Source organism: Pedobacter frigidisoli, from assembly GCF_004331675.1.
GTDB lineage: Bacteria > Bacteroidota > Bacteroidia > Sphingobacteriales > Sphingobacteriaceae > Pedobacter > Pedobacter frigidisoli.
Map to the genome: position 1 here is coordinate 238,822 of NZ_SJSN01000004.1, position 25,871 is coordinate 264,692.

The 25,871-nt window shown below is 35.1% G+C and carries 25 protein-coding genes and 5 tRNA genes; 7 read left to right on the top strand and 23 right to left on the bottom strand.

Annotation, left to right across the window (positions count from 1 at the left end):
• Positions 1 to 58: 58 nt before the first annotated feature.
• The 16 genes from rpoB to rpsU all read right to left on the bottom strand — a co-directional run bounded on the left by rpoB (position 59) and on the right by rpsU (position 10,946).
• Positions 59 to 3,862 carry a DNA-directed RNA polymerase subunit beta gene (gene rpoB / locus EZ449_RS06660; protein ID WP_131557190.1) on the bottom strand — a complete coding sequence of 1,268 codons (3,804 nt, stop codon included), beginning with the start codon at positions 3,860 to 3,862 and terminating at the stop codon, positions 59 to 61.
• Between the two features lie 157 nt (positions 3,863 to 4,019).
• Complete coding sequence (gene rplL, locus EZ449_RS06665; RefSeq protein WP_131557191.1) at positions 4,020 to 4,397, bottom strand: 50S ribosomal protein L7/L12; 378 nt, start codon at positions 4,395 to 4,397, stop codon at positions 4,020 to 4,022.
• A 63-nt stretch (positions 4,398 to 4,460) separates the two neighbouring features.
• Positions 4,461 to 4,982, bottom strand: coding sequence for a 50S ribosomal protein L10 (gene rplJ, locus EZ449_RS06670; RefSeq protein WP_131557192.1), 522 nt, complete (start codon positions 4,980 to 4,982; stop codon positions 4,461 to 4,463).
• A 2-nt stretch (positions 4,983 to 4,984) separates the two neighbouring features.
• Entirely contained in the window at positions 4,985 to 5,683 is a 699-nt protein-coding gene (gene rplA, locus EZ449_RS06675; protein WP_131557193.1) for a 50S ribosomal protein L1, read from the bottom strand.
• A gap of 20 nt (positions 5,684 to 5,703) precedes the next feature.
• Positions 5,704 to 6,147, bottom strand: a complete 444-nt coding sequence (rplK, locus tag EZ449_RS06680) for a 50S ribosomal protein L11 (protein ID WP_131557194.1) — start codon at positions 6,145 to 6,147, stop codon at positions 5,704 to 5,706.
• A gap of 144 nt (positions 6,148 to 6,291) precedes the next feature.
• A complete protein-coding gene (nusG, locus tag EZ449_RS06685) occupies positions 6,292 to 6,831 on the bottom strand; it encodes a transcription termination/antitermination protein NusG (protein WP_131557195.1) in 540 nt (179 codons plus the stop codon).
• A gap of 9 nt (positions 6,832 to 6,840) precedes the next feature.
• On the bottom strand, positions 6,841 to 7,038 hold the full coding sequence (gene secE / locus EZ449_RS06690) for a preprotein translocase subunit SecE (protein ID WP_025143264.1): 198 nt from the start codon (positions 7,036 to 7,038) through the stop codon (positions 6,841 to 6,843).
• Positions 7,039 to 7,146: 108 nt separating this feature from the next.
• Positions 7,147 to 7,217, bottom strand: a tRNA-Trp gene (locus EZ449_RS06695).
• An 80-nt stretch (positions 7,218 to 7,297) separates the two neighbouring features.
• The gene (tuf, locus tag EZ449_RS06700) at positions 7,298 to 8,485 is read right to left on the bottom strand and encodes an elongation factor Tu (RefSeq protein ID WP_131557196.1); all 1,188 of its coding nucleotides are present in this window, start codon (positions 8,483 to 8,485) and stop codon (positions 7,298 to 7,300) included.
• 125 nt (positions 8,486 to 8,610) lie between these two features.
• A tRNA-Thr gene (locus tag EZ449_RS06705) sits at positions 8,611 to 8,682 on the bottom strand.
• Between the two features lie 80 nt (positions 8,683 to 8,762).
• A tRNA-Gly gene (locus EZ449_RS06710) sits at positions 8,763 to 8,835 on the bottom strand.
• An 88-nt stretch (positions 8,836 to 8,923) separates the two neighbouring features.
• A tRNA-Tyr gene (locus EZ449_RS06715) sits at positions 8,924 to 9,006 on the bottom strand.
• 37 nt (positions 9,007 to 9,043) lie between these two features.
• Positions 9,044 to 9,116 (bottom strand) — tRNA-Thr (locus EZ449_RS06720).
• A gap of 231 nt (positions 9,117 to 9,347) precedes the next feature.
• Entirely contained in the window at positions 9,348 to 9,695 is a 348-nt protein-coding gene (hpf, locus tag EZ449_RS06725) for a ribosome hibernation-promoting factor, HPF/YfiA family (protein ID WP_131557197.1), read from the bottom strand.
• Between the two features lie 14 nt (positions 9,696 to 9,709).
• Entirely contained in the window at positions 9,710 to 10,594 is an 885-nt protein-coding gene (locus EZ449_RS06730; RefSeq protein WP_131557198.1) for a tyrosine-type recombinase/integrase, read from the bottom strand.
• Between the two features lie 157 nt (positions 10,595 to 10,751).
• Positions 10,752 to 10,946: a 30S ribosomal protein S21 gene (gene rpsU, locus EZ449_RS06735; RefSeq protein WP_025143268.1), complete on the bottom strand. Its 195-nt coding sequence runs from the start codon at positions 10,944 to 10,946 to the stop codon at positions 10,752 to 10,754.
• A gap of 170 nt (positions 10,947 to 11,116) precedes the next feature.
• Here rpsU and EZ449_RS06740 point away from each other — a divergent pair, with 170 nt between their 5' ends.
• On the top strand, positions 11,117 to 11,491 hold the full coding sequence (locus EZ449_RS06740) for a hypothetical protein (RefSeq protein ID WP_131557199.1): 375 nt from the start codon (positions 11,117 to 11,119) through the stop codon (positions 11,489 to 11,491).
• A 135-nt stretch (positions 11,492 to 11,626) separates the two neighbouring features.
• On the opposite strand, the gene EZ449_RS06745 is transcribed toward EZ449_RS06740, so the two are convergent.
• Positions 11,627 to 12,778: an acyl-CoA dehydrogenase gene (locus tag EZ449_RS06745; protein WP_131557200.1), complete on the bottom strand. Its 1,152-nt coding sequence runs from the start codon at positions 12,776 to 12,778 to the stop codon at positions 11,627 to 11,629.
• Positions 12,779 to 13,232: 454 nt separating this feature from the next.
• Positions 13,233 to 14,048 (bottom strand): ComEA family DNA-binding protein, encoded by an 816-nt coding sequence (locus tag EZ449_RS06750; protein ID WP_165499713.1) that lies wholly within the window; start codon positions 14,046 to 14,048, stop codon positions 13,233 to 13,235.
• A gap of 175 nt (positions 14,049 to 14,223) precedes the next feature.
• Between EZ449_RS06750 and EZ449_RS06755 the strand changes: the two genes are divergently transcribed.
• Positions 14,224 to 15,975 carry a lysophospholipid acyltransferase family protein gene (locus EZ449_RS06755; protein WP_131557202.1) on the top strand — a complete coding sequence of 584 codons (1,752 nt, stop codon included), beginning with the start codon at positions 14,224 to 14,226 and terminating at the stop codon, positions 15,973 to 15,975.
• Positions 15,976 to 16,261: 286 nt separating this feature from the next.
• Here EZ449_RS06755 and EZ449_RS06760 read toward each other — a convergent pair whose 3' ends face one another.
• A complete protein-coding gene (locus EZ449_RS06760) occupies positions 16,262 to 16,612 on the bottom strand; it encodes a response regulator (RefSeq protein ID WP_131557203.1) in 351 nt (116 codons plus the stop codon).
• A 208-nt stretch (positions 16,613 to 16,820) separates the two neighbouring features.
• Between EZ449_RS06760 and EZ449_RS06765 the strand changes: the two genes are divergently transcribed.
• From EZ449_RS06765 to EZ449_RS06780, 4 genes are all read left to right on the top strand, one after another.
• Positions 16,821 to 17,000: a hypothetical protein gene (locus tag EZ449_RS06765; protein ID WP_131557204.1), complete on the top strand. Its 180-nt coding sequence runs from the start codon at positions 16,821 to 16,823 to the stop codon at positions 16,998 to 17,000.
• 407 nt (positions 17,001 to 17,407) lie between these two features.
• Positions 17,408 to 18,223, top strand: coding sequence for a lysophospholipid acyltransferase family protein (locus EZ449_RS06770; protein ID WP_131557205.1), 816 nt, complete (start codon positions 17,408 to 17,410; stop codon positions 18,221 to 18,223).
• A 148-nt stretch (positions 18,224 to 18,371) separates the two neighbouring features.
• Positions 18,372 to 19,550: a hypothetical protein gene (locus tag EZ449_RS06775; RefSeq protein WP_317130426.1), complete on the top strand. Its 1,179-nt coding sequence runs from the start codon at positions 18,372 to 18,374 to the stop codon at positions 19,548 to 19,550.
• A 131-nt stretch (positions 19,551 to 19,681) separates the two neighbouring features.
• The gene (locus EZ449_RS06780; RefSeq protein WP_131557206.1) at positions 19,682 to 19,957 is read left to right on the top strand and encodes a hypothetical protein; all 276 of its coding nucleotides are present in this window, start codon (positions 19,682 to 19,684) and stop codon (positions 19,955 to 19,957) included.
• Here EZ449_RS06780 and EZ449_RS22605 read toward each other — a convergent pair.
• Positions 19,954 to 20,106: a hypothetical protein gene (locus EZ449_RS22605; RefSeq protein ID WP_165499714.1), complete on the bottom strand. Its 153-nt coding sequence runs from the start codon at positions 20,104 to 20,106 to the stop codon at positions 19,954 to 19,956. The two genes, EZ449_RS06780 and EZ449_RS22605, sit on opposite strands and share 4 nt — an antisense overlap.
• A 145-nt stretch (positions 20,107 to 20,251) precedes the next feature.
• On the opposite strand from EZ449_RS22605, the gene EZ449_RS06785 reads away from it, so the two are divergent.
• Positions 20,252 to 20,566, top strand: a complete 315-nt coding sequence (locus tag EZ449_RS06785; protein ID WP_131557207.1) for a hypothetical protein — start codon at positions 20,252 to 20,254, stop codon at positions 20,564 to 20,566.
• Positions 20,567 to 20,638: 72 nt separating this feature from the next.
• Here the strand turns inward: EZ449_RS06785 and EZ449_RS06790 are convergent, their stop codons facing one another.
• The 3 genes from EZ449_RS06790 to EZ449_RS06800 form a co-directional block, all read right to left on the bottom strand.
• Positions 20,639 to 22,150, bottom strand: a complete 1,512-nt coding sequence (locus tag EZ449_RS06790; protein ID WP_131557208.1) for an Ig-like domain repeat protein — start codon at positions 22,148 to 22,150, stop codon at positions 20,639 to 20,641.
• A 36-nt stretch (positions 22,151 to 22,186) separates the two neighbouring features.
• Entirely contained in the window at positions 22,187 to 24,955 is a 2,769-nt protein-coding gene (locus tag EZ449_RS06795) for a TonB-dependent receptor (RefSeq protein WP_131557209.1), read from the bottom strand.
• A 150-nt stretch (positions 24,956 to 25,105) separates the two neighbouring features.
• A complete protein-coding gene (locus tag EZ449_RS06800; protein ID WP_131557210.1) occupies positions 25,106 to 25,621 on the bottom strand; it encodes an Mpo1 family 2-hydroxy fatty acid dioxygenase in 516 nt (171 codons plus the stop codon).
• Between the last annotated feature and the right edge of the window lie 250 nt (positions 25,622 to 25,871).

The window sequence follows — 25,871 nt, forward strand, 5'->3', positions numbered from 1 at the left end:
AGATGGAAGATGGAAGATGAAACCTAATCCATCTTCCATAATACATTTTACATCATTCTTAGTCTAACGTAATATCTAAACCTAAACCGCGTAACTCATGCACCAATACGTTAAACGATTCTGGCACACCTGGAGTTGGTAGGTTTTCACCTTTAACAATGGCTTCGTAAGTTTTGGCTCTTCCGATAACATCATCCGACTTAACGGTTAAGATCTCTTGAAGAATATTAGCTGCACCGAATGCCTCTAATGCCCAAACCTCCATCTCACCAAAACGCTGACCACCAAATTGAGCTTTACCACCCAATGGTTGTTGTGTAATTAATGAGTATGGTCCGATTGAACGGGCGTGCATCTTATCATCAACCATGTGACCTAATTTCAACATGTAGATAATACCTACTGTTGTAGTCTGATCGAAACGCTCACCTGTTAAACCATTGTATAAGTAGGTTTTTCCTGAAGCAGGAACTCCCGCTTTAGCAATCCATTCTTCAACCTCTTGGTGTGTAGCACCATCAAAAATCGGAGTTGCAAATTTTACACCCAATTCCTGACCAGCCCACGCCAAAATAGTTTCGTAGATTTGACCAAGGTTCATACGTGAAGGTACACCCAATGGGTTCAACACAATATCAACTGGAGTACCATCAGCTAAGAAAGGCATATCTTCATCACGTACAATACGTGCAACAATACCTTTATTACCGTGGCGACCTGCCATTTTATCACCTACTTTTAACTTACGTTTTTTAGCAACATAAACTTTTGCCATTTGTACAATTCCCGATGGAAGCTCATCACCTACACTGATCGCAAATTTATCGCGTTTGTAAGATCCTAGTTCTTCGTTAACACGGATACCGTAGTTATGAAGCAATAATTTAATCATCTCATTTTTGTCATCATCAGTAGTCCATTTGTTAGGGCTAATGTGAGCAAATTCAAGATCTGCTAAAATTTTCTGAGTAAATTTAGCGCCTTTAGCAACCAATAATTCTTTGTAAATATTGAATACACCTTGCGATGTCTTTCCGTTTACAATTGTGAATAATTTATCTACTAACTCTGCTTTTAATTTCTCTGTGATACTTGTATATCCTTTGTCTAATTTCTCAATTGCCGATTTCTCTTCTGCTTTTGTAGTTTTCTTAGCACGGCTGAATAATTTAGTATCAATTACCACACCTTGGATAGAAGGAGGAGTTTTTAAAGACGCATCTTTAACATCACCTGCTTTATCACCAAAGATTGCACGTAGTAATTTCTCTTCAGGTGATGGATCAGATTCTCCTTTTGGAGTGATCTTACCAATTAAAATATCACCTTCTTTTACATCAGCACCAATACGGATTATACCGTTTTCATCTAAATCTTTAGTCGCTTCTTCAGAAACGTTAGGGATATCTGGTGTTAATTCCTCTTCTCCACGTTTTGTATCACGTACTTCTAATTCAAATTCTTCAATATGTAATGAAGTGAAAATATCATCACGAACAATACGTTCATTAATAACAATCGCATCCTCAAAGTTGAAACCTTGCCAAGGCATGAAAGCCACTTTCAAGTTTCTACCCAATGCTAATTCACCGTTTTGAGTTGCATAACCCTCGCAAAGCACTTGTCCTTTAGTAACTTTCTGACCTTTCTTAACGATTGGTTTTAAGTTGATACAAGTATTCTGATTGGTTTTTTTGAACTTAATTAAACGGTAAGTTTTGCTATCACCTTCAAATGAAACTAAACGATCATCTTCGTTACGTTCGTATTTAATAGTGATTTCGTTAGCATCTACATATTCAACAACACCGTTACCTTCAGCATTGATCAGAGTTCTTGAGTCACGAGCAACGCGACCTTCTAAACCTGTACCAACAATTGGAGCTTCAGGACGTAACAATGGTACCGCCTGACGTTGCATGTTCGATCCCATCAACGCTCTATTCGCATCATCATGTTCCAAGAATGGAATTAACGAAGCAGCGATTGAAGTAATCTGATTTGGTGCAACATCCATTAAGTCTAATTTCTCAGGCTCAATAATCGGGAAGTCACCCTCGTAACGTGCTTTAACACGTGGAGTTGTAAATACACCTTTATCATCATATTCTGCATTAGCTTGAGCAATGGTTTTACCATCTTCATCTTCTGCAGATAAATAAATAACATCAGAATCAACAACTACTTTACCATCTTCAACACGTTTGTACGGTGTTTCAATGAAACCTAAACTATTGATCTTTGCATGCACACAAAGTGATGAAATTAAACCAATGTTTGGTCCCTCTGGAGTTTCAATGGTACATAAACGACCATAGTGAGTATAATGCACATCACGAACCTCGAAACCAGCACGTTCACGTGATAAACCACCTGGGCCTAAAGCTGACAAACGACGTTTGTGCGTAATTTCTGCCAAAGGATTGGTTTGATCCATAAACTGTGAAAGTTGGTTGGTACCAAAGAATGAATTAATTACCGACGATAAGGTACGGGCATTAATTAAATCTGTTGGGGTGAAAACCTCATTATCACGAATGTTCATACGCTCACGGATTGTTCTAGCCATACGAGCCAAACCAACACCAAATTGTGCGTACAATTGCTCACCTACCGTACGTACACGACGGTTAGACAAGTGATCGATATCATCTACTTCTTCTTTTGAGTTGATCAATTTGATCAAGTATTTAACAATTGCGATAATATCCGCTTTTGTTAAAACCTTTACCTCATCAGGAGTATTCATTTTCAATTTACGGTTAATGCGGTAACGACCAACATCACCTAAATCGTAACGTTTATCCGAGAAGAATAAACGATCAATGATACCACGAGCTGTTTCCTCATCAGGTGGTTCTGCGTTACGCAAAGCACGATAGATGTTTTCTACAGCCTCTTTTTCTGAGTTTGATGTATCTTTTTGTAATGTATTATATATAATGGTATAATCAGCCTGACTTGCGCCATCTTCTTTCGAAAGGATGATGCTTTTTACGCCTGCCTCAATAACCATATCAATGTGTTCGTCTTCAAGAACGGTTTCTCTTTCAAGAATCACTTCATTACGGTCGATAGAAACTACTTCACCTGTATCTTCATCTACAAAATCTTCAACCCATTTCTTCAATACTCTTGCAGCCAGTTTACGACCGATGTATTTCTTCAAACCTGATTTACTAACCTTTACTTCGTCAGCAAGATCGAAAAGTTCTAAGATATCTTTATCAGAATCGTAACCGATAGCACGTAATAAAGTGGTAACCGGGAATTTTTTCTTACGATCGATGTAAGCATACATTACGTTATTAACGTCTGTAGCAAACTCGATCCATGAACCTTTGAAAGGAATAACACGTGCAGAATACAATTTGGTTCCGTTAGTGTGACGGCTTTGGCCGAAGAACACTCCAGGAGAACGGTGTAATTGCGAAACGATAACACGTTCTGCACCGTTGATAACAAATGTACCTTTTGGTGTCATATACGGGATAGTACCTAAATACACATCCTGAATAATGGTTTCAAAATCTTCATGTTCAACATCGTTACAAGAAAGCTTTAGCTTTGCTTTTAATGGAACATTGTAGGTTAATCCACGCTCAATACACTCGTGTATATCGTAACGTGGCGGATCAACAAAATAATCAAGAAATTCTAATACGAAGATATTTCTTGAATCTGTTATTGGAAAGTTTTCAGCAAACACTTTAAACAAACCTTCGCTAGAGCGATCGTCTGATGTAGTATCTATCTGGAAAAATTCTCTGAATGATTGCAATTGCACATCCAGAAAATCCGGATAGTCTATAATGTGCTTACTAGTTGCAAAATTTACTCTTTGTTCGACTGTCTTTGCCAATGGACTAAAAGATTTTAGTTTAAGAATAAACTATTTGTTTGGTTTCGGTTTAAAGCATTCTCATTAACCAAACAAAATGAGATGTTTATAAACAGGTAAAGACACCAACATTTTCAGTCGGTGTCTAATACATTTTTAGCTTAGCTAAATTAAGTGATTACTTAATTTCAACTACTGCTCCAGCTTCTTCTAATTGTTTTTTAAGAGCTTCTGCTTCGTCTTTAGTAACACCAGTTTTTAATTCTTTTGGTGCTCCATCAACTAAGTCTTTTGCTTCTTTCAAACCAAGGCCAGTTAAGTCTTTTACCAGTTTAACAACTGCTAATTTAGCGCCACCAGCTTCTTTTAAGATTACATCAAAAGCTGTTTTTTCTGCAGCAGCAGCAGGTGCATCACCACCAGCAGCAGGACCAGCAACTACAGCAGCAGCTGCAGGCTCGATACCATACTCGTCTTTTAAGATTTGAGCTAATTCGTTAACTTCTTTAACGGTTAAGTTTACTAATTGCTCAGCAAACGATTTTAAATCTGCCATTTTATTAAGATTTTAAATTTTTACGTAAAATAATTTTGTTTAATTGCGAACTTAAGGTGTTCGTTAACCTTCTCTTTCTTGTAGAGTTTTAACAATTCCTGCAATCTTGCCTCCGCTTGATTTAAGTGCAGATATAACATTCTTAGCTGGTGATTGTAATAATCCAATGATTTCTCCAACAAGCTCTTCTCTCGATTTTAAGCTTACTAAGTTATTCAATTGGTCATCGCCAACGTATACTGATGAATCTATATATGCTGCTTTAAGCAATGGCTTATCAGATGTTCTTCTCAAAGCTTTAATCAACTTAGCCGGAGCATTTGCTGTTTTTGAGAATAATAATGATGATGAACCTTTAAGGGCTTCGTATATCTCAGATGCATCGCCATCTAAACCTTCAATCGCTTTGCGAATTAAAGAGTTTTTAGCAACTTTCATAGTGATATCACCTTCAAAACACTTGCGTCGGATATTATTAACCTGCTCAACAGAAAGGCTAGTGGTATCAGCAATGTAAAAATTGCCATACTCCTGCATTTGTCCTTGTAGTTCTAAAACTACTTCGTTTTTTTCTTCTCTGTTCATGATTAAATCCCCGCTACTGATTTGGTTTCAATTGCAATACCAGGACTCATTGTAGAAGACACGTGAATGCTTTTAAAATAAGTTCCTTTTGCAGCAGATGGTTTCAATTTAGAAATTACAGAGATGATCTCCATAGCGTTTTCATAAATTTTATCTGCTGGGAATGATACTTTCCCTATTGAAGCGTGTATAATACCGCTTTTGTCAACCTTAAAATCAATCTTACCTGCTTTAACCTCTGTTACAGCTTTACCAACATCGTTAGTTACTGTACCAGATTTTGGATTTGGCATTAAGTTCCTTGGACCTAAAACACGGCCCAATTTACCTACCTTAGCCATACAAGCCGGTGTTGTGATAATAATGTCTACATCGGTCCAACCAGCTTCAATTTTAGCCACATATTCGTCTAAACCTACGAAATCTGCGCCAGCTGCTCTTGCTTCTTCTTCCTTATCAGGAGTTACTAAAGCTAAAACACGTACAGTTTTACCTGTTCCGTGTGGTAAAGTAGCAATACCACGAACCATTTGATTGGCTTTACGTGGATCTACACCTAAAGAAACATCAATATCAACTGATGCATCAAATTTAGTAGTAGTGATCTCTTTTACCAAAGCAGCGGCAGCCTGTAAAGTATAAGCTTTACCAGCTTCTATTTTAGCATGTGCCTTTTTTTGATTTTTAGTTAATTTCGCCACTGTTGTAAACTGTTTTTTAATTAATTGTTCCAGGGTGCGTCACCAGAAACGGTGATTCCCATACTGCGTGCTGTTCCAGCAACCATACTCATTGCAGATTCGATTGTAAATGCATTTAAATCAGGCATCTTATCTTCAGCAATAACTTTAATTTGGTCCCAGGTCACCGACCCAACTTTTTTACGGTTAGGCTCAGCAGAACCACTCGTTAATTTAGTAGCATCTTTTAATTGGATAGCTACAGGAGGGGTTTTGATGATGAATTCGAATGACTTATCAGCATAAACAGTAATTACAACTGGCAATACTTTACCTGCTTTATCTTGGGTACGAGCGTTGTACTGTTTGCAAAACTCCATAATGTTAACACCCTTAGCACCTAATGCAGGCCCTACTGGTGGCGATGGATTTGCAGCTCCGCCTTTGATCTGTAATTTGATCATTGCACTGACTTCTTTTGCCATTTTGTGTTTATTGTTTATTTAAAACTCAATGTTAAATATTGGAAGCATGTAACATTTTATTCCCTTCAATTCCTATAAAACTAAAAGGACTGCAAAGATATGGATAATCTTGCAGTCCTACAATATATTTTGAAAATAAATTTCTTACTCTTTTTCTACTTGCATATAGTTAAGTTCAAGTGGTGTTTTACGACCAAAAATCTTAACCATCACTTTCAATTTCTTCTTCTCTTCGTTTACTTCTTCGATAACACCAGAGAAACCATTGAAAGGACCATCCATAACCTTGATGCCTTCGCCAACATAATACGGAACATTCATTGTTTCACCTTGTTCGCTCATTTCATCAACCACACCTAAAATACGGTTAACTTCTGCTTGGCGCATTGGAATTGGATTGCCAGCTTTATCCCCTAAGAAACCGATAACGCTATTTATACCTTTGATAATGTGTTCTAGCTCACCATCTAGAGTAGTTTCAACCAAAACATAGCCTGGATAAAAATTACGTTCTTTTGCAATTTTTTTTCCATCTTTCATTTGGTAATATTTCTCCATAGGTATTAAAACCTGAGGAACCAAATGAGAGAAACCTAAACGACTAATCTCAGCATCAATGTACTGTTTTACTTTCTTTTCTTTACCGCTAACAGCCCTTACAACATACCACTTTAGATCGCTCATTAGTAAATATTAATTAGAAAGTGATTTATAAAAAGTATCCAATACAAATGTAGATCCCTTATCCATTGCAAAAATAACCAATGCAATAATTAAAGAAGCCACTAAAACAAGAATCGCAGAACTTTGCAGTTCACCCCAAGTAGGCCATGTAACCTTATTGGTCATTTCATCGTATGATTCTTTTATAAACTCAACTACTTTAGCCATATCAAAATTATTGAATGAGAGAATGAGTGAGTGAGTGAATGGTAATATCTGAAGATAATCCTTCAAAATCAATCATTCATTCATTCAAAAATCAATCATTATTTTAAGCACGGGAACAAGGATTCGAACCCTGATCAAAGGTTTTGGAGACCTCTATTCTACCGTTGAACTATTCCCGTAATTAGAAAGCAAAGTACTTAAGTTACCTCAAGACCTTGCTTTCTTTATTTTCCTTTAAGCCCTTTAAGGGTTTTTGGATTTATTTTACAATTTCAGTTACCTGACCAGCACCTACAGTTCTACCACCTTCACGGATAGCGAAACGTAAGCCTTTTTCCATTGCGATAGGAGAAATCAATTTTACAGAGATTGTAACGTTATCACCTGGCATTACCATTTCAGTTCCTTCAGCTAATGAAATCTCACCAGTTACATCTGTAGTACGGAAATAGAATTGTGGACGGTATTTGTTGAAGAATGGAGTGTGACGACCACCTTCTGCTTTTGATAAAACATAGATCTCAGCTTTGAAATCGGCGTGTGGAGTTACTGAACCTGGTTTGCAGATTACCATACCACGACGGATATCAGTTTTCTCAATACCACGTAACAATAAACCTACGTTATCACCAGCTTCACCATAATCTAAGATCTTACGGAACATCTCAACACCAGTAACTGTAGATTTTAAGTTCTCAGCACCCATACCTAAGATTTCAACTGGATCTCCAGAGTTGATTACACCACGCTCAATACGACCAGTTGCAACAGTACCACGACCAGTGATCGAGAATACATCTTCAACAGGCATTAAGAATGGAAGTTCAGTTAAACGTGGAGGAATTGGAATATAGCTATCAACAGCATCCATTAATTCCATAATTTTTCCAACCCATTTAGCATCACCGTTCAAACCACCTAAAGCAGAACCTTGAATAACAGGAATATCATCACCAGGGAAATCGTAGAACGATAATAATTCACGAACTTCCATTTCTACTAATTCTAATAATTCAGGATCATCAACCATATCCACTTTGTTCATGAATACAACCAATGAAGGTACACCAACCTGACGAGCCAATAAGATGTGCTCACGAGTTTGTGGCATTGGACCATCAGTAGCAGCAACAACGATAATAGCACCATCCATTTGAGCCGCACCTGTAACCATGTTTTTAACATAATCCGCGTGACCTGGACAATCTACGTGTGCGTAGTGACGGTTTGCAGTTGAATACTCAACGTGCGCAGTATTAATAGTAATACCTCTTTCTTTTTCCTCAGGAGCTGAGTCAATTGAATCGAATGAACGTGCCTCAGATAAACCTGCATCAGCTAAAACTTTTGTAATAGCTGCTGTTAAAGTTGTTTTACCGTGATCGACGTGACCGATTGTACCGATGTTTAAGTGCGGTTTACTACGGTCAAATTTTTCTTTTGCCATTTTATTTATAACTAATTAGTAGGTTAACTTTTTATTATTTTTTATTTATTGTTTTATTGCAATGCAACACAAAAAACCTTGTCTACCCTGTATATTAACAGATTTAACAAAGCTTTATTATCCTGAGCCAACTATGGGAATTGAACCCATGACCTCTTCCTTACCAAGGAAGTGCTCTACCGCTGAGCTAAGTCGGCTTTTTAGTTTTCAGTTAACAGTTTTCAATTTACAGTTATAAACTGTTAACTGTTAGCCGCCAACTGCTCACTTTTTTTAGAGCGGAAGACGAGGTTCGAACTCGCGACCTATAGCTTGGAAGGCTATCGCTCTACCAACTGAGCTACTTCCGCTTTTTTTAATGATTGATTGATAGAATTATTCAAGGAGTGAATGTAAACATTCTATTACTCAAAATTTAATCATTCATACATTAAAATGTGGGGGGAGAAGGATTCGAACCTTCGAAATCTTGCGATAACAGAGTTACAGTCTGTCCCATTTGGCCGCTCTGGAATCCCCCCTACTTTATTTCAAAATGCAACACCTTAAAACAAAAAGAGCCTCCTATCGGAATCGAACCAATGACCTACTGATTACAAGTCAGTTGCTCTACCAGCTGAGCTAAGGAGGCTTTTAATTTTTGTGCAATGATACGAAAAATCTTCATTTTTCATATTATTAGCGTGTTTTTTAAAAACTTTAATCTTTTAAAAGAACTAACCTTTTCTTATTGGCATAACGCCGTTTCCGAAAGGGAATGCAAATCTACACAATTATATTTCACTTCAAAATAAATTTGAAAAAAAAATAGCGGACTAGGTAGTCCGCTATGTATAAAATTATGTTTTATAATAATATTCACTTAGTAATCAGTGGCTTCGCTTTCGCTTAAAATTGCTTTATGCTCACTTAATTTTGCACGAGTTTTATCTTTGTGCTTCGTGATCTGCTTTCTTAGCGATTCAATAGCCAAATCTGTAGCTTCCTCAAATGATTTACATTGTTCTTTAGCAAATAGGGTTCCACCCGGCACAATGAGTTTTATCTCACTAATCTTGTTTGCCTCGTCTTCTACGTTCTCTAATTTTAAATACACCTCACCGCTAATAATCTGATCGAAAAACTGATCTAACTTATTTGCCTTTTTCTGTATAAACTCTAACAACTTACTGTCTGCACTGAAGTGGATTGATTGAACTCCGATTTTCATTTTTCCTCCTTTTTTTACGCCTTTGGATGGGCTTGTTTATAAATTGTTTTTAATCTTTCAATTGAATTGTGTGTGTAAACCTGGGTTGCAGCTAAGCTAGCATGCCCCAAAAGCTCTTTAATAGCATTTAAATCTGCACCTGCATTAAGCAAGGTAGTCGCATAACTGTGCCGTAAAACGTGGGGACTTTTCTTTTCATTGGTTGATATGTGGTTTAGGTTTGAGGTAACAATGCGGTATATCAGTTTTGGGTATGATGATGCACCTGTATTGGAAACGATTAAGTTAAGCAAATTGTTGTCGAAATTCTGCAACTTTTTTAATTCAATATAAGTATTTACCTGATTGATAAGTTGTTTATTTATTGGGATAATTCTTTCCTTATTTCTTTTACCTAAAACCTTAATGGTGCCAGAAAAAGTGTCAACATCCGAATCTTTTAGCTGAATTAGTTCCGCTAAACGCATTCCTGTTCCAAAAAGCAGTTCCATTACCAAATGATCACGAACAGAACTGAAACTTTCGTCAAAATAATTTTCTGAATCTAAGAGCTGGTCCATTTTTTGAGCTTCGACAAATACGGGAAGTCGTTTTGGAATCTTTGGGGCTTTAATCAAAACCGTTGGATTTTGCTGAATTTTCTCTTCCCTTAGTAAAAACTTGTAAAAACTTCTTAAAGTTGATATTTTTCTGTTGATGGTATTTTCTGAGGTTTTATTCTCCATCAAATCGACCATATAACTTCTTAAGTGTGTATGCTTAACTTCGGGAAAACTTAATTCGAAAGTATTTTTGATATACTCCTCAAACTGACCTAAATCAGTTTGATAGGAGGTAATGGTATGCTGAGAATAGCGCTTCTCGTGAGTTAAATATGTAATAAAACTTTTTAGCAACATTCAATATCTTTTTCAAGGCGTTAATATGAAGTTACAAATAGTTTTGATATAAAGAAATCATTAACAAATTGTTTATTGTAAAGATTTCGATTCAGTTTAAAAACAAAAAAGTCCCGACCTAAAGATCGGGACTTCAATGTATTTATATCGTGAACAACTAAGAAGTTGTATCTAGATTCATATTCTGAATGTAAACAGCATGTTTAATTTCAGTACGGCGAGCAACGGATTTTTTCTCGTATGCTTGGCGACTACGTAGTTCTCTCAATACACCAGTTTTTTCAAACTTTTTCTTGAAACGTTTTAGGGCTTTATCTAATGATTCGCCGTCTTTAATGTTAATAATGATCATAACGCTGAAATACCTCCTCTCGTGGTTTTTTAAATTTTCCCGTGTTATCGGGGCTGCAAATGTAAGTAATTTATTGAAAATGAGAAAGATTTTTAAAAAGAAAATTTTTAGTTCAAATAACTGATTTATTCCAATCTTTATCTACATTTAGTTTATTCATTATAATATATATGACAGCTGGTAAAAAAGTAATTTCCATCATTGCGGTTTTAGTAATCATCATTTTAGCGGCAGTTTGCTATTATCGCTATTTCTTTGTTTTTGGCGAGGGCGTAAAAGCTGGAGAGTTAAACTACGTAGTAAAGAAAGGATATATCTTTAAAACCTACGAAGGCAAAATTATTCAGAGCGGAATAAGATCGAGAACAACTGGAAGTGTTCAAAGTAACGAATTTGAGTTTTCCATTTCCAATAAGGAAATTGCCGAAAAGATGATGGCCAATAGTGGTAAATTTTATGAGCTTCATTATAAACAATATAACCATGCTTTACCGTGGAGAGGCTTTAGCGAATATGTTGTTGATAGTATTGTAACAGCGAAATAGGGTTTTGGGAAACCATTTTCATACTAACTTGTTTTAAACAAAAAAAATCCGGAGGCGGTTAAACCTTCCGGATTGCGCATAATATATTTGGTTTGTTGTTTTAATTATCTAGCTTTTTGCTGGGCTGTTTTTAGCTCAATTTAAAATCTCTCTGGCAATAACAATCTTTTGTATTTCGGAAGTTCCCTCGCCTATTGTACATAATTTGCTATCACGGTAAAATTTTTCTACGGGGAAGTCTTTGGTATAACCATAACCTCCAAATATCTGTACTGCTTCTGTAGCTACTCTAACCGAAACCTCTGAAGCAAAATATTTTGCCATTGCCGATTCTTTTGTCATTGGTAAATGTCTGTTCTTTAAATCTGCAGCCTGACGGATTAATAATTCCGCGGCTTCTATTTCTGTTGCCATATCGGCAAGTTTAAAGCTTATGGCCTGAAAGCTAGAAATTGGCTGACCAAATTGCTGGCGTTGTTTCGAATAAGAAACTGCTGCATCGAATGCACCTTTAGCTATGCCTAAAGCTAGTGCAGCGATTGAGATTCTGCCTCCATCTAAAACTTTCATGGCTTGTTTAAATCCCTCACCAACATTTCCCAATAAATTCGCTTTTGGAACGCGACAGTTATCAAAAATCATTTCTGTAGTTTCTGATGCTCGCATGCCTAGCTTATTCTCTTTTTTGCCTGCCGAGAAGCCAGGTGTTCCACGTTCTACAACGATTGCCGAAATTCCTTTAGAACTCCCTTGCTCTCCTGTTCGCACCATTACAACCGCAACATCGCCACTTTTACCATGGGTAATCCAGTTTTTGGTACCATTTATAATGTAATCGTCGCCATCTTCAACAGCTGTAGTCATCATTCTTAAAGCATCAGAACCTGTGTTAGCTTCTGTTAACCCCCAAGCGCCAATCCATTCTGCTGTGGCCAATTTAGGCAACCACCTTTGTTTCTGCTCTTCATTTGCAAAAGCCAAAATATGGCCAGTACAAAGTGAGTTATGCGCCGCCAGCGATAAACCAATGGAGCCACAAACTCTAGAAACCTCTACAATTACATCAACATACTCTTGGTAGCCTAGACCGGAGCCTCCGTATTCTTCGGGCACTAAAACACCCATTAAGCCTAATTCTCCCAATTGTTTAAATAATGCTACGGGAAAATGCTGTGCCTCATCCCATTCCATTATATTTGGACGAATGTTTTTCTCTGCAAAATCGCGGACCATGGCCTTTACATTTTGTTGAGTTTCTGTTTCGGAAAAATTAAAGCTTACGCTCATTAAATTTATATTTTATAGTTAGTTTGGGCAATTATAAACATTTATTTTATAGTTAATTACCATTAAATGTTTGTGTAATTACAGAATGAAATGGTATTTGGTACAATTAGCTTATCGATTAATTTTAAACCCTTAAATTATTGCCTTAATGGATAATTAATTTCTTACAACTTTTTAAAAATAACTTAGTTGAGCTAGGGATTTAACCTAAAGAATGACCGTATTCGGTGAAAATGTTTTTGTTGCTTGCGCTGCTTTTAGTAAATAAACCTGATTGCAACAGAAATCCTTTTTGGTTGAACTTTCGACAAAGTCTGCAATTACGTTAACGAAAAAGATTGAAGTGCAAAGCAGGACTTTCCGAACCGATTAATACTGAAACTGCTTTACAAATTATAGTTGAAGTTAGAATTTCGTTGTATTAATCCAAAAAATAATTGATGAGCAGCCAGTTTTAAAAAGAAATGTATGGTGTAATTTTATCGATAATTTGCTGATTTATGATTAATATTTTTTTCAAATCGCCAGGATTAGTATAATTACCGTGTTGTTTTCTATATTGAATAATGGCGTTAATTTGTTTGTACGATAGATAAGGATTGGTTTTTAAATCGTTGAACTGTGCCGTATTGATATTTACTGTTTTTAGGGTTATGCTGCTCATCGAGATCTGATCCTTAATTTCACCATACTTTATAGAATCTAGTCCGTATACTTCCATTAATTGTTCTTTTTTGTAGAAACCACCTAACCGCTCCCTATATTTTAATATTCGGGTTGCGAAAGCACCACCAATTCCCTTTATCTCTTCAAGCTGTGCAGAATCGGCTTTATTAATATCTACAATTACTGGCGATTTTTTAACATATTCTTTTTTCTCAAAAGTGAAATCTTTCTTTGTATAACCACTCGGCTGATTTTCTATTTTAACATATGGCAAAAGTTTCTGATACATTTCTGGAGAAATGGTGTACATTTTCTGTAGATCTTCGGACTTATAAAACTTTCCACCTTTTTTAGTATAATTCACAATCGATTGAGCTTGTTTAAAGGATAAGCCCAAGCTTTGCCAACCATCAATACTTAGGCTATTTGGATCGAAATTAAAAAGTTGCGCCTTTTTTAAAGGTTGTGAACTTTCTATTCGATCTCTTGTTTTATGAAAATTTTCTTGATCGGTAACCTCTATTTTTTTTATTTGGGAGAGAAGATTTGGATCGTCTTTCTCTATTGTTTGATAACTATAGTATATAATAGGTATAGTTTTCAAAAGAATAATAATAAAAACCAGCGCCAGCAATCCGTTGAATTCGCTCTTATTGAAACCGAAATGTTTATTGAGCCAAATTCTCATTTGCGATATGACGTGTGTATTATAAATATAAATCTTATTTTTGGAATTGCAAAACCCTAGGGTTTTGCATATCAACAACTAAGAATTTTATATGAAGATCATAACTACCTCTGAGTTTGCTAAGGCGACAAAGTTAGATAAACTCGGTGTGCCAGGTTTAGCAGGCTTAATGATGGAGATCATGAAGTTGAACGACATTAACGATGTTTTTTCTCAAAACCAGCATTTTAAGGGTTTAGAATTTGTAGATAAAATATTAGAAACGATTGGTGTTTCCATCGATTTTGATGATGATGATTTAAACTGCATTCCAAAAACAGGACCATTTATTGCTATTGCAAACCATCCTTATGGCGGAGTAGAAGGATTGGCCCTAGTTAAGCTTTTGTGCACCGTTAGGCCTGATGCAAAGGTAATGGTTAATTTCATTTTGAAGAAAATACCCAATTTGGATGAGTTTTTTGTTGCCGTAAATCCTTTTGAAAATGTTCAGCACTCATCTAGTATTAGTGGCCTGAAAATGACTTTTGATTTATTAAGAAGCGGAACACCAATTGGAATTTTCCCTGCGGGTGAGGTTTCGACCTTTAAATTAGATGCACAACAAGTTACCGATAGAATGTGGCATCCGGTGGTTGGTAAGTTAATTGCCAAGGCAAAGGTACCAGTTGTTCCAATCTATTTTCATGGCAATAATGGTGTTTTCTTTAATATACTAAGTTTCATACACCCAACTTTGCGAACTGCGAAACTACCATCTGAATTTTTAAATAAGCAAGGACTGACCATTAAAGTTAGAATAGGTAAGCCTATTGCCCCATCGGAGGTTTCGCACATGAACAGTGGCAATAAATTAATGGATTTTTTGCGTGCACGCACCTATGCCCTAGGCATTGGATTGGATACAGAGAAAAAATTATTTAATCCGTTGAATTTATTTAAGATTAAGAAAAAAGCTGCTGATATTATTGAAGAAACCTCGAGGGTTTTAATTAAGGGTGACGTAGATACCTTGGCTGATTTTAAAGTATGGACAGAGAAAAACTATGAGGTTTACATTGTTCCAACCTTAAAAATACCGAATATTTTACGAGAGATTGGTCGTTTGCGTGAAATCACTTTCCGTGAGGTAGGTGAAGGAACCAACAAGAAAATCGATCTAGATAATTATGACATTTACTATAATCACCTATTTATTTGGGATAAGGATTTAGAAAATATAGTTGGCGCCTATCGTATTGGTAAAGGTGATGAGATTTTGGAAAGCATGGGCCGTCGAGGATTCTACCTTTCGGAGTTATTTAAGATGAAAGATCAGTTTTATCCAATGCTGAGGCAAGGAATTGAATTGGGCAGATCGTGGATTAGAAAAGAATATCAAGGTAAGCCTCTTCCCCTATTTTTGTTGTGGAAGGGTATTTTGAAATACTTAATCGATAACCCACAGTATAGATACATGTTTGGGCCGGTAAGCATTAGCAATAACTTCTCGAAATTTAGTAAGGCTTTAATTGTTGATTACATCACCAAAAACCACTTCGATTATGAAATGGCTAAATATGTTAAACCACGCAATAAATTTAAGGCAGATCTTCTGCCCATTTCAACCGATACCTTGGTAGATAGTAGTGAATCTTTTAAGGATTTAGACAGTATTATTGGGGATATAGAAAACTCACACATTAAGATTCCTGTATTATTAAGGCAGTATATGAACCTTAACGCTAAGATCATTTCGTTTAACATAGATCCGAAATTTTCTGATTGTTTGGATGGTTTCCTAGTAGTAGATACGCACAACATTCCGCCCGAAATGTTAGAGAAATTAGGCAAGAACTTATAATAATTAGAAACAAAAAAACCCAGACATCCATCTGGGTTTTTTCTTATCAACTAACCTAAACTTTATAAATACTAACCAAGTAATTTATGCCACAAAAGTAAGGGCAGCTTATTAAATCAGTATTAACACAAAGTTATTAAACTTGCATTTTCAACAGCACCAAGCAAATTTATAGCAAGTAATTCAAAAATAATTTCTCCCATTAAGCATAAATGGATAACTAAAAAAGGCTACCACATTGCTGTGATAACCTCCTGTAAACAACTCTCAAAAGTTATTTATTAACTTAATTAATCATCTCAGCCACGATTGATTTTAATACTTCAATATCAAAAGGCTTTTCAACTATGGAATTAGGCTCACAACGATAGTCACTATCTGTAACGGTATTTGCAGTAATCAAAACAATTGGTATGTGCGCTGTGGGTTGGTAACCTTTTAGATATCTACAAACCACTCTACCATCAGCACCACCAAAATCTACATCGAGCAAAATAATATCCGGGTTAAAATTCGAAATTACTTCTTCGAGATTCCTGCTAGAAATAATACCTTTTACGATATAATTTTCTTTAAAAACTAGTTGTACAATTTCCTGTAATGATTGTTCATCAACAATAAATAGAATTCTTTTGATAGCGTTTTAGTTTATTATTAAGTGCTAGTAAACCTATGCAAAAGAAAACCGCCTCCAATCAGTATATCTACGCTTTAAAAAGATATTAGTACGCTATATAGTTCAAAATTTGAGCATGCAGAAATCATACGTTGCTGTTATAATTGACCTAAAAAACTGATATGCAAGTATTAATACGTAAATTACATTTTACTTAAATATTAGGGATATGTTGGTTAAGAAAAATTTAACAAAGAATCAATTAGATTCGATTGAGGTGGGCGATGATATTAAGGATGAAAAAGGGAATAGTGGCATTGTGGCTAAAATAGATATATCCAAATACAGAAAATTTGTACAATACTTTTTTAGGTTAAAGGGTGATGGAACGATAGATATTCTAAAATAAACAGTTATCAATTGTTGATTAATCTAGTGCGAAAAAAAAGGTTACAACAATCGCTGTTGTAACCTTTATCTAAATTAACGCTCTCAATCTAATGATTGTGATGCAAGGCTCTCACCCCTTGCGATGGCAAATATATATTTTTCATTCCTATTTACCATTATTTTATTTTAAAAATTTAATCCTAATTATTTTTTTCTTTTGAAAAATATGCTGCTTTTCCACAAAAATTAGTAATTTCTTAATGAAATATTACGCTGATGTTAACATAATTCCATTATCTTTAGATACTCTTTATGAGCTACGCTAAGCAGCTGAAATTAAATAACATCAGCCGTTTCGCATCTTGTATTTAGCTCAATTATTTATTATAAAGTTGCTTCAAGTCAATCAACTTTCATGTACACCCTATGACACTAATATCTAAGGAAAATTTTTCTAAAGCAGCTGGTATTTGTAATATCCCTATTCCGGGCCTAGCGAGTTTCTTAATGAGATTTTTAAAGATTAATGAGTTTAATGGAATTATAAAAGATGCAAATGAATTAGAAGGTGCAGAGTTTGCCAATCACATTCTTAAAGTTTTGGGTGTAACGGTTAAGGTTAATAATGAAGATTTGGCAAATATCCCCAAAGATGGAGCTTTCATTGCAATAGCAAATCATCCTTACGGCGCTATAGAATCACTTGCAATTTTAAGCACGCTAACTAAATATAGGCCCGAGACCATGTTTATGGGAAACTTCTTAATCAAGAAAATCCCTAATCTCGAAAAAAGCATCATTGCTGTAAATCCTTTTGAAAAAGTCCAAGATGCATCCAGCATTAGCGGAATTAAAATAACCTTAAACACCTTAAAGAATGGAAACCCAGTTGCCATATTTCCTGCTGGAGAGGTTTCATCTTATAGGGTTAGAAAAAATCAGATTACCGATAGAGAATGGCATCCTGTAGTTGGAAAGATAATTTCAAAGGCCAACGTTCCAATTCTGCCCATTTATTTCCACGGAAATAATGGGCTCTTCTTCAGCCTTTTAAAATTGATACATCCATCATTACAAACGGCAAAGCTAATTTCAGAGTTGTTTAACAAAAACGGACATCAGCTTAAAATCAGCATTGGTAAACCAGTATTAATAAGTGAAATTGATTGCAAAAACTGTAATATATCCCTCTTAAAACACCTCAGAAATGGTCTTTATTCGCTAGGTAAAGCAAAAACTTAGCAACCATTTAAATTTCTCAATGTTAAATTCCTATTAAGGTTTTTTTACTTATTCACATAAAGAAATTGTTGCTTTTGTGTTAATTATAAGTAAATTTAATGTAACCAAATATATTAGGGATTTGAAAAGGAGCATATATACATATTTCTTGAGCATTTTTTTGTTCTCCAGCGGCTTGATGCTTCCTACCATCAGCAAAGGACAAAACTATGCTTTTGATTTTTATGATCGCACCTTTAATTTCTCTATCGATACTTCAGCAATTCTTCAAGTAGATGAAAAAGCATCTGGACTTGAAGTTGCAAAGTTTTATAAAAACATATCATTAAGTAATTATACTAATCTCATTTCCTCATTAAAGGCTTATCAGGAAAAACATCACTTAAATGATTGGATTTATTATCAGTTGGTACGCAAAACGGCAGAATATATATCTCCAAAAAGCGAAAATTATTTTCGCTACACGCTATATAAATGGTTTTTACTAAGCAAATGTGGTTACGATGCAAGATTGGCGATTGGCAATAACCAAGTGATTTTTTACGTCAGAAATGAAGAAGACATAAGCGATATTCCATTTTTTACAATTGATAACAAAAAGTACATGTGCCTAAATTATCACGATTATGGAAAGCTCTTTAAGCAAGCAGATGTTTATAAACCTGTAGAAATTTCAATTCCAGAGGCCAAAAACTCTTTTTCTTACAAAGTAACGAGAATGCCAGATTTTAAACCAGAAAGCTATGAGGAAAAAGACGTGCAGTTTAGTTATAAGCAGAAAATTTTTCACTTTAAATTAAAGGTAAGTGAAGATGTACAGGCAATATTTAAGAATTACCCAGGTGTAACTTTCGAAAATTATTTTAATATTCCTCTAAGCAGGGAAACCTACAGCTCGTTAATTCCAATATTAAAGGAAAACTTAAAGCAATTAGACCAGAAAAACGGTGTGGATTACCTAATGAGATTTACGCGGTATGCCTTTCTGTATGAAAATGATGAACAAAACTTTGGTATGGAAAAACGTTTATCTCCAGAACAAACCTTATTGAATAAATATAGCGACTGTGATGATCGGGCAGCATTGTTTTTTTACCTCGTAAAGGAAATATACAATTTACCGATGATTGCCCTCCTTTACCCTACCCACTTAACAATGGCTGTACAATTTGATAAACCAGTTGGAGAATCTATTGTTTACAAAGGCAAGAATTATTCTTTCTGCGAACCAACTCCACAAAGTGAAGATTTAAAAATAGGGCAAATTTCTACGAAATTAAAGAACATCAAATATGAAGTGGTATATGCTTATGAGCCAATTAAATAGCAATATTCAGTTTAAAATCATATTAAATTAATATTAAGAAAATGTTATCATATCAACAACAAGTTAAATGGCTCGCATTTTAAGTTAATTTTAGACTTTTAATATTTAGTTTGATTCTAAATTTATACCCTATGTCTGCTGTTATCTATACCATTTTAAAAGAGTTTTTTGTTGAGGTACATGGTCACGGCGTTAAGGCTAGAATTATGTCGCCTATTAATGATGATAGTGTTTTTGTATTTCAAATCAGTTTGTTCTACAAAAGTAAAAGCGATTCTGATGCCTACGAACCCGCATCTACGTTTACCTCTTATGCAAATGCAGAAAGACATTTATTGCAATACTTAGAGGGATTTCAAAACACTTTGGATTTAGGAGGCGAAATTGCGCCAGGAAATAGCTTTTAGATATTTTCCTTATCGTCTTTTTCTGGTGGTAATTCTGACTGAATAACATCCTCCTCAAAATTTTTCTTATCTTTTTGGTTTCGGATGATCAGATAAATAATCAAAATAACTACCAAAACTGCAACTCCGATTATTATTGGATAATTCATAGGCTTGATTAAAAACTAACTAATCTCTTTAGACTAAGTTATCTGAAATATTTTATATGTTAACCGCTCGCTTAACAGTTAACATAATCATAATATTAATTTAACTTTTGGATATTTTATCTTTGAGGATATACATAAGTTTTAGATGAAAAAGAATAAATCCAAGTCAAAAACCCCCTCGGCAAGCAAAAAAGCACGAAAAGAATTAGAATCGAAATTAGCTGTAGCATTTAACGAAGTTGTTGCCCCGTTTGGCAAGGCAAAAAAAACAGATAAAGTGATCGAGAAATTTGCTAAACAACTATCAAAAAGAGTTAGCATTTCGGTTAAAGATGATTCAATGGCTCCCTTTATAAAAGAAGAGAAAGCTCTAGTTGAAAAACAAAAACCAGTTATGGCTACCAAAGAAACTGTAAAAAAGACTAAAGCGGTTGAAAAAGAAGTTACCGATAAAAAATAAATTGTTGTAAACAAAAAATGCCAGATATCGCTATCTGGCATTTTTTTGTAATTAGTTATACTAAAATATTTATTAATAAGTATTTGTTTGTGGTGTAAAGCTGGCCCAACCTGTAGTCCAATCTGTAGTTCCGAATGCACCACGGTGTGTTACAACATCAAAACCAGTTAAACCTGTAAAATTTGCACCCGCTAATAAAATAGATCCCGTGTTTAAAGTTAATTTCGGTGTAGCTCCTAAATCAAAAATACTACCATCAATACCTATATCTTCCCATTTAGCATAAGTTTCGTTTGCAAATGAAGCTGTCTTGAACCAGACATCAATTGTTTGAGCACCAACATTACCGGTTGATTTAGTTTCAACACCAATTGGATTAGGAAATGTAGTTGTGCCCCCAGTACCATAACCATTAGCACCCCAACCATCTACACCTGCGAGAACATTATTCTTAAGAACAAGTTCGCCATTTGCTGCATTGGCTAAAGTTGTTGCACCATCTATAAATAATCCATTTGGATACGCTGTGAATACAGAGTTGTAAATTTTTATTTTATTATTTCTTCTCAAATGCATAGCATTTTGAAATTGAGTTGAAATGGTTTTTGTTCTGTCTTTCTTTGGCCCGATAAGAGTTACGTTAGAAAACTGAGGAGACGTGTAAGGCGCAACACTTGAACCAGTTCCATCGTTATCTACTTCAAAACCATTTGAACCTGATTGATCGGCAGAATTTGCATCACGAATACCAACAGCAAACTGAACAGTACCGCGGAATCCAAAATCAACATCAAAATCATCATCAAGACCGCGATATGCAATTAAATGTTTTGCGTTAACCGTTCCACCAAACCATTCAAATGCATCATCTAAACCGTATGAACATTGCACGAAATCAATTACAGTTCCTGTTCCAACAGAACCCATTGTTAGAGAGTTAACCTCTTGATTTGGATTTATAGGTGTACCAGCATAATCAATTCTTACATATTTTAAGATTCCAGAGTTATCTGCATCATTTGTACCACCATGCCAACCTTCATAAGCACCTTCTAATTCTGCCTCGCCTCCAGCTTGGTTATTAGTAGCTTTTCCACATAATACCACACCACCCCAATCACCTGGTTCACGCAACCCTGGAGCACGCTCCGAAGTAAAAATGATTGGTTGAGATGCTGTACCTTCAGCGATTAACTTATTACCTCGTTGCACTACCAAAGTGCCCTTTGTTTCCCTATCTCCGATAATTACTGTACCAGCTTCAATTGTTAAGGTAATACTTTCAATTGCAGCTAAACCAGCTTTGTTTTTGGCATCTCTACCTACTCTAACAAACCCATTAAGTCTGTAAATATTGTCTTTAGTCCATTTTGTATTAACGGTAATACTACCAGCAGCCACTTCTACAACAGGCTTAGTGAATCCAGTTGTAGGGTTTGTAACCGTTCCAGTATTAGAACCAGCCTCATTATATTCAATGATGGTAGTTTTTTTACATGAACTAAAGATTAATGTTCCTGCCAAAACAAACATCATTGTCTTAAGGGCGTTTGCATCAAATTTTGGCTTATAAAGCTTTTTCATATTCATTTTTTTGTTTTTTATATCTCTTGAGTTTTGTTAAAATACTTTGTAAGAAAGTGTTAATCCGAATTGACGACCACTTTTAAATTGCGCAGTAACTTGATCTACATTCTGATCAAACTTTCCATCTTGATTTCCATCTTGCATAAGGGTGAAATTTTGATTTAGCAAATCGCTAAAGTTGGCTTTCAAAGAAAGTTTGTCGGTGAAGTTTTTAGTTACGACTAAATCAACCACATTTCTTGGCATCTCATAAATGTCCCTGATCAAATCAGTACCTACAAATGCAATACGTTTTCCAGAAACATTATAAAGCAAATTGACTTGAAATTTCGACTTTATGTTATTATAAAATATAGCTGCATTTACAATGTATGGGGATTGGCCTTGCATTGGACGATCGTTAGATTGGCCAATAGCATTAGCACCGTCGAACATTACCTTACTATTGATGTAAGATGCGTTTAAGGTAAATGTAATATCATTTAAGAATTTACTTTCGCTAATACCTGCCAATGATTTACGCATTTCTAATTCGACACCCACGTTTCTTACGTTTTGAGCGTTGTTAAAATTAAAAGACTGTGCATTGGAACCAGGTATCGCAGTCATCTCAATTGCATCTTTAAATTTTTTATAAAAACCTGATATACTGATTAACTCACTTGTAGAAGGGTAGAATTCATATTTCAGATCGTAATTATCAATTTTTGCTGTTTTTAAATTTGGGTTACCAGCAACATTAAAGTTTTGATCAAAATCATAGAATGAAAATGGAGCAATTTCTCTAAATTCAGGTCGGTTTAGTGTTTTACCATAAGCTAACCTAAATAGAGATTTCTCAGTAACATTGAATTGTACATTTGCAGAAGGAAGAACCCTTGTGATGTCATTGTTAACATTTACAGGACCACCAGCATCAAAACTGTTCAATTTCTGAACATTATTTTCTACTCGTGCACCTGCTACAATTGTTAATTTATCTTTATAAGGCAAAACAAGATTGGCAAACCCTGCAAATAGTTTGTTCGAAGCATCATAATTATCATAAGGGTTTGATTTCTCATCTAATCTTATTCCTGTAGTGGTATTAATATTTTTCCAGTCAAAAAGTTCTTCAATTGATCCTTTCAGTAAAGACTGGTCAAAATTTAAAGAGTTAGCCCTTACGTAACCAATATTTCTTGATGAGAATGTTCGTTGTTTATCTTCATAGTAACCACCAACTTTTACTGAAGGTTTAAATCCTTCTGATTTAGGAGCCAAGGCTTGTTCAACATTGAATGCACCCGTCTTTATGTCCTCATTCATTTTCGAATAAAATCTTCCTAAGAATTCGGGTTGAGCACCGCCCGTTGGAACAAAAATATTGAAAGTTCCATCACCGTTAGAAAGCGTCCTGTAACGTGAATAATCTGGTTGATCTCTAAAAGATTTACTATAACCCGCAACCCAATCAAACTTTGTCGTTTCATTATTGAATTTATGAGCTCCAGACAATTGACCAGAATATATGCCACGATACAATACGTTAGATGCATAATTGGCATAAGACTGTTGTTTTTCTTCACCCATACGACTCACATACTGCGATGTACCCAACTGATTATATAAGTTTTTAAATTCGAATGTGTTGTTATTATCAAGTTTAAAAGCCCAATTATGCACGATACCTAAACGTACATTGTAAGTATATTGATTATCGTTATATCTGTAATTTTCTTCAGCAATTTGTGAGATGGGATCGTAAACTTCATAGTTCCCTCTAAAAACTGCATTATTTGTTTTACTATTGCTATAAGTAATTGCCGTAATGTTACCCAATAGTTTATTGTTGATATTAAAACGTTTACTACCATAAATATTTAGTTTCTGATCTAAGTTTGCGGTATTGGCATCTGGAACCCAATTGTTTCTTAGGGCATGACCTGCTGCATTTAGTTGACTAGCATTGGCATTGTTTAGATTCGAAGGGAAGTTTACGGGCAAATCATTATCTCCAGTATTGAAACCCGTGAAATACAGGCTTCCAGTATTGGTTCTCTTAAAATCTTTAAAAGTTGCATTTTGGCGATAACTCGTACCATAATCAATGGTCAATCGGTCATCATCAGGAATACTCTTAAGAAAAACTTTAACTACACCGCCAGCAAAATCGGCTGGAATATCTGCAGAAGGGCTCTTGTAAACCAGTACACGATCTATTTGATTGCTTGGGATTAAATCAAAAGAAAAAGATCTAACATCAGTTTCTAAACTTGGAGCAGTTACATTATTTAATTGAACATTATTGTAACGCTCTGATAAACCACGAATATTTATGAAACGATTATCAACGATTGTGATACCTGGAACACGCTTAACAACTTGTGCTGCATCAGAATCTCCTGATCGCTGGATTGTTTGTGATGAAACACCATTCGCTATAGATTGAGATTTTTTTAGCTCAGCTAAAAGTGATACTTCGGTACCAGTTTTTCTAGTACCTGTAACAACAACATCATTCAAGGTAGATTGATCATCTTCCATAACAACATTAATCATTGTTGTTTTTCCTGAAGTAACGATAACATTTGGGATTATTTGTTTTTTAAACGAAATAAAAGAAAAGCTTATTCTGTAAGTTCCAGCTTTTACAGTATTTAAAGTGTAATTTCCATCTGCATCACTTGTAGTACCGATTGAGGTTCCTTCAATTAATACCGACAAACCGACTAAGGTTTGGCCTGTAGTTTTATCTGTTATTTTACCAGAAATTTTACCTGTTTGCGCATAAGCTACTATGCTTAGAAATGAAATCAACATTGTTAATGCCGATCTTTTAAAAATTGTGATTAAGTCCAATTTGCCTGTGTTTTATTTTAGGCAAAGCTATTACCACAATGTTAGCTCTATGTTAGATGTTAATTAAGCTTTGTTTAGCTAAAGGTTAATTTAATGTTACCCACTTTAGGTTTAGTACTTAATGCCTGCCTTCTTGCAAATGAAATGCAATAACCAAATCGGACCAATTAACAGGAACTTAACATCATCTAAAAATGATGGTTTTTTACCTTCAATTTTATGTCCGATAAATTGACCAACCCAAGCCGCGACAAATATGGCCGCATAAATGGCATAAGCAGTTCCACTGCCCAAACCCACAGCTTGTTCAATCTTTACAATGATGTAACTCATTAAGCCTACTACCCAAATCATTAGAAAAAACAATACGGGTGAGAGTGTGAAATAGTAGTATAAGCTAAAAGCCAAAAGAAAAGATGCCCAATTAAAAAACCCATTATAATTCCCTAAGAAACCAAGATGAGGAAATGGAATTTGCCAAATTAAACCAAGCAAACTGAATACAATTAATGGAACACAAATCCAATGCACCAACTTATTGGTTGGGTTTTGATGGCTCTCGGCATACTTATCAAAAAGTACATCAACAGGACGTTTTGGTTCTATTTGGATAGTTGGCTTGCTCATAATGTAAAAATATGAAAAATATTTGTGTGGTTTAGCTAATTTTCAACCACAGATTACATGGATAAATGGAGATTGAAAAAGAATGGCTAATACAATTCCAGCTATCCCAGTTAACGTCGACTATCTCATCCGACGTCATTTCGAGCGAAGCCGAGAAATCTTTGGACTTAACACGTCGTTAAAAACAAACTTAAAAGATTTCTCCTTTCCACTGCGTTTCAATCTAAAAGACGGGATAATAGATAGCAAT

Coding starts and splice junctions, on each gene's coding strand:
- EZ449_RS06770 (WP_131557205.1), top strand. CDS start 17,408: ATGACACTAATATCTAAGGAAAATTTTTCTAAAGCAGCTGGTATTTGT.
- rplK (WP_131557194.1), bottom strand. CDS start 6,147: ATGGCAAAAGAAGTCAGTGCAATGATCAAATTACAGATCAAAGGCGGA.
- nusG (WP_131557195.1), bottom strand. CDS start 6,831: ATGAGCGATCTAAAGTGGTATGTTGTAAGGGCTGTTAGCGGTAAAGAA.
- EZ449_RS06780 (WP_131557206.1), top strand. CDS start 19,682: ATGTCTGCTGTTATCTATACCATTTTAAAAGAGTTTTTTGTTGAGGTA.
- EZ449_RS06740 (WP_131557199.1), top strand. CDS start 11,117: ATGACAGCTGGTAAAAAAGTAATTTCCATCATTGCGGTTTTAGTAATC.
- EZ449_RS06800 (WP_131557210.1), bottom strand. CDS start 25,621: ATGAGCAAGCCAACTATCCAAATAGAACCAAAACGTCCTGTTGATGTA.
- rplL (WP_131557191.1), bottom strand. CDS start 4,397: ATGGCAGATTTAAAATCGTTTGCTGAGCAATTAGTAAACTTAACCGTT.
- EZ449_RS06790 (WP_131557208.1), bottom strand. CDS start 22,150: ATGAAAAAGCTTTATAAGCCAAAATTTGATGCAAACGCCCTTAAGACA.
- EZ449_RS06745 (WP_131557200.1), bottom strand. CDS start 12,778: ATGAGCGTAAGCTTTAATTTTTCCGAAACAGAAACTCAACAAAATGTA.
- EZ449_RS06795 (WP_131557209.1), bottom strand. CDS start 24,955: ATGTTGATTTCATTTCTAAGCATAGTAGCTTATGCGCAAACAGGTAAA.
- EZ449_RS06730 (WP_131557198.1), bottom strand. CDS start 10,594: ATGTTGCTAAAAAGTTTTATTACATATTTAACTCACGAGAAGCGCTAT.
- tuf (WP_131557196.1), bottom strand. CDS start 8,485: ATGGCAAAAGAAAAATTTGACCGTAGTAAACCGCACTTAAACATCGGT.
- rplJ (WP_131557192.1), bottom strand. CDS start 4,982: ATGAACAGAGAAGAAAAAAACGAAGTAGTTTTAGAACTACAAGGACAA.
- EZ449_RS22605 (WP_165499714.1), bottom strand. CDS start 20,106: ATGAATTATCCAATAATAATCGGAGTTGCAGTTTTGGTAGTTATTTTG.
- rpsU (WP_025143268.1), bottom strand. CDS start 10,946: ATGATCATTATTAACATTAAAGACGGCGAATCATTAGATAAAGCCCTA.
- EZ449_RS06785 (WP_131557207.1), top strand. CDS start 20,252: ATGAAAAAGAATAAATCCAAGTCAAAAACCCCCTCGGCAAGCAAAAAA.
- EZ449_RS06755 (WP_131557202.1), top strand. CDS start 14,224: ATGAAGATCATAACTACCTCTGAGTTTGCTAAGGCGACAAAGTTAGAT.
- EZ449_RS06765 (WP_131557204.1), top strand. CDS start 16,821: ATGTTGGTTAAGAAAAATTTAACAAAGAATCAATTAGATTCGATTGAG.
- hpf (WP_131557197.1), bottom strand. CDS start 9,695: ATGAAAATCGGAGTTCAATCAATCCACTTCAGTGCAGACAGTAAGTTG.
- secE (WP_025143264.1), bottom strand. CDS start 7,038: ATGGCTAAAGTAGTTGAGTTTATAAAAGAATCATACGATGAAATGACC.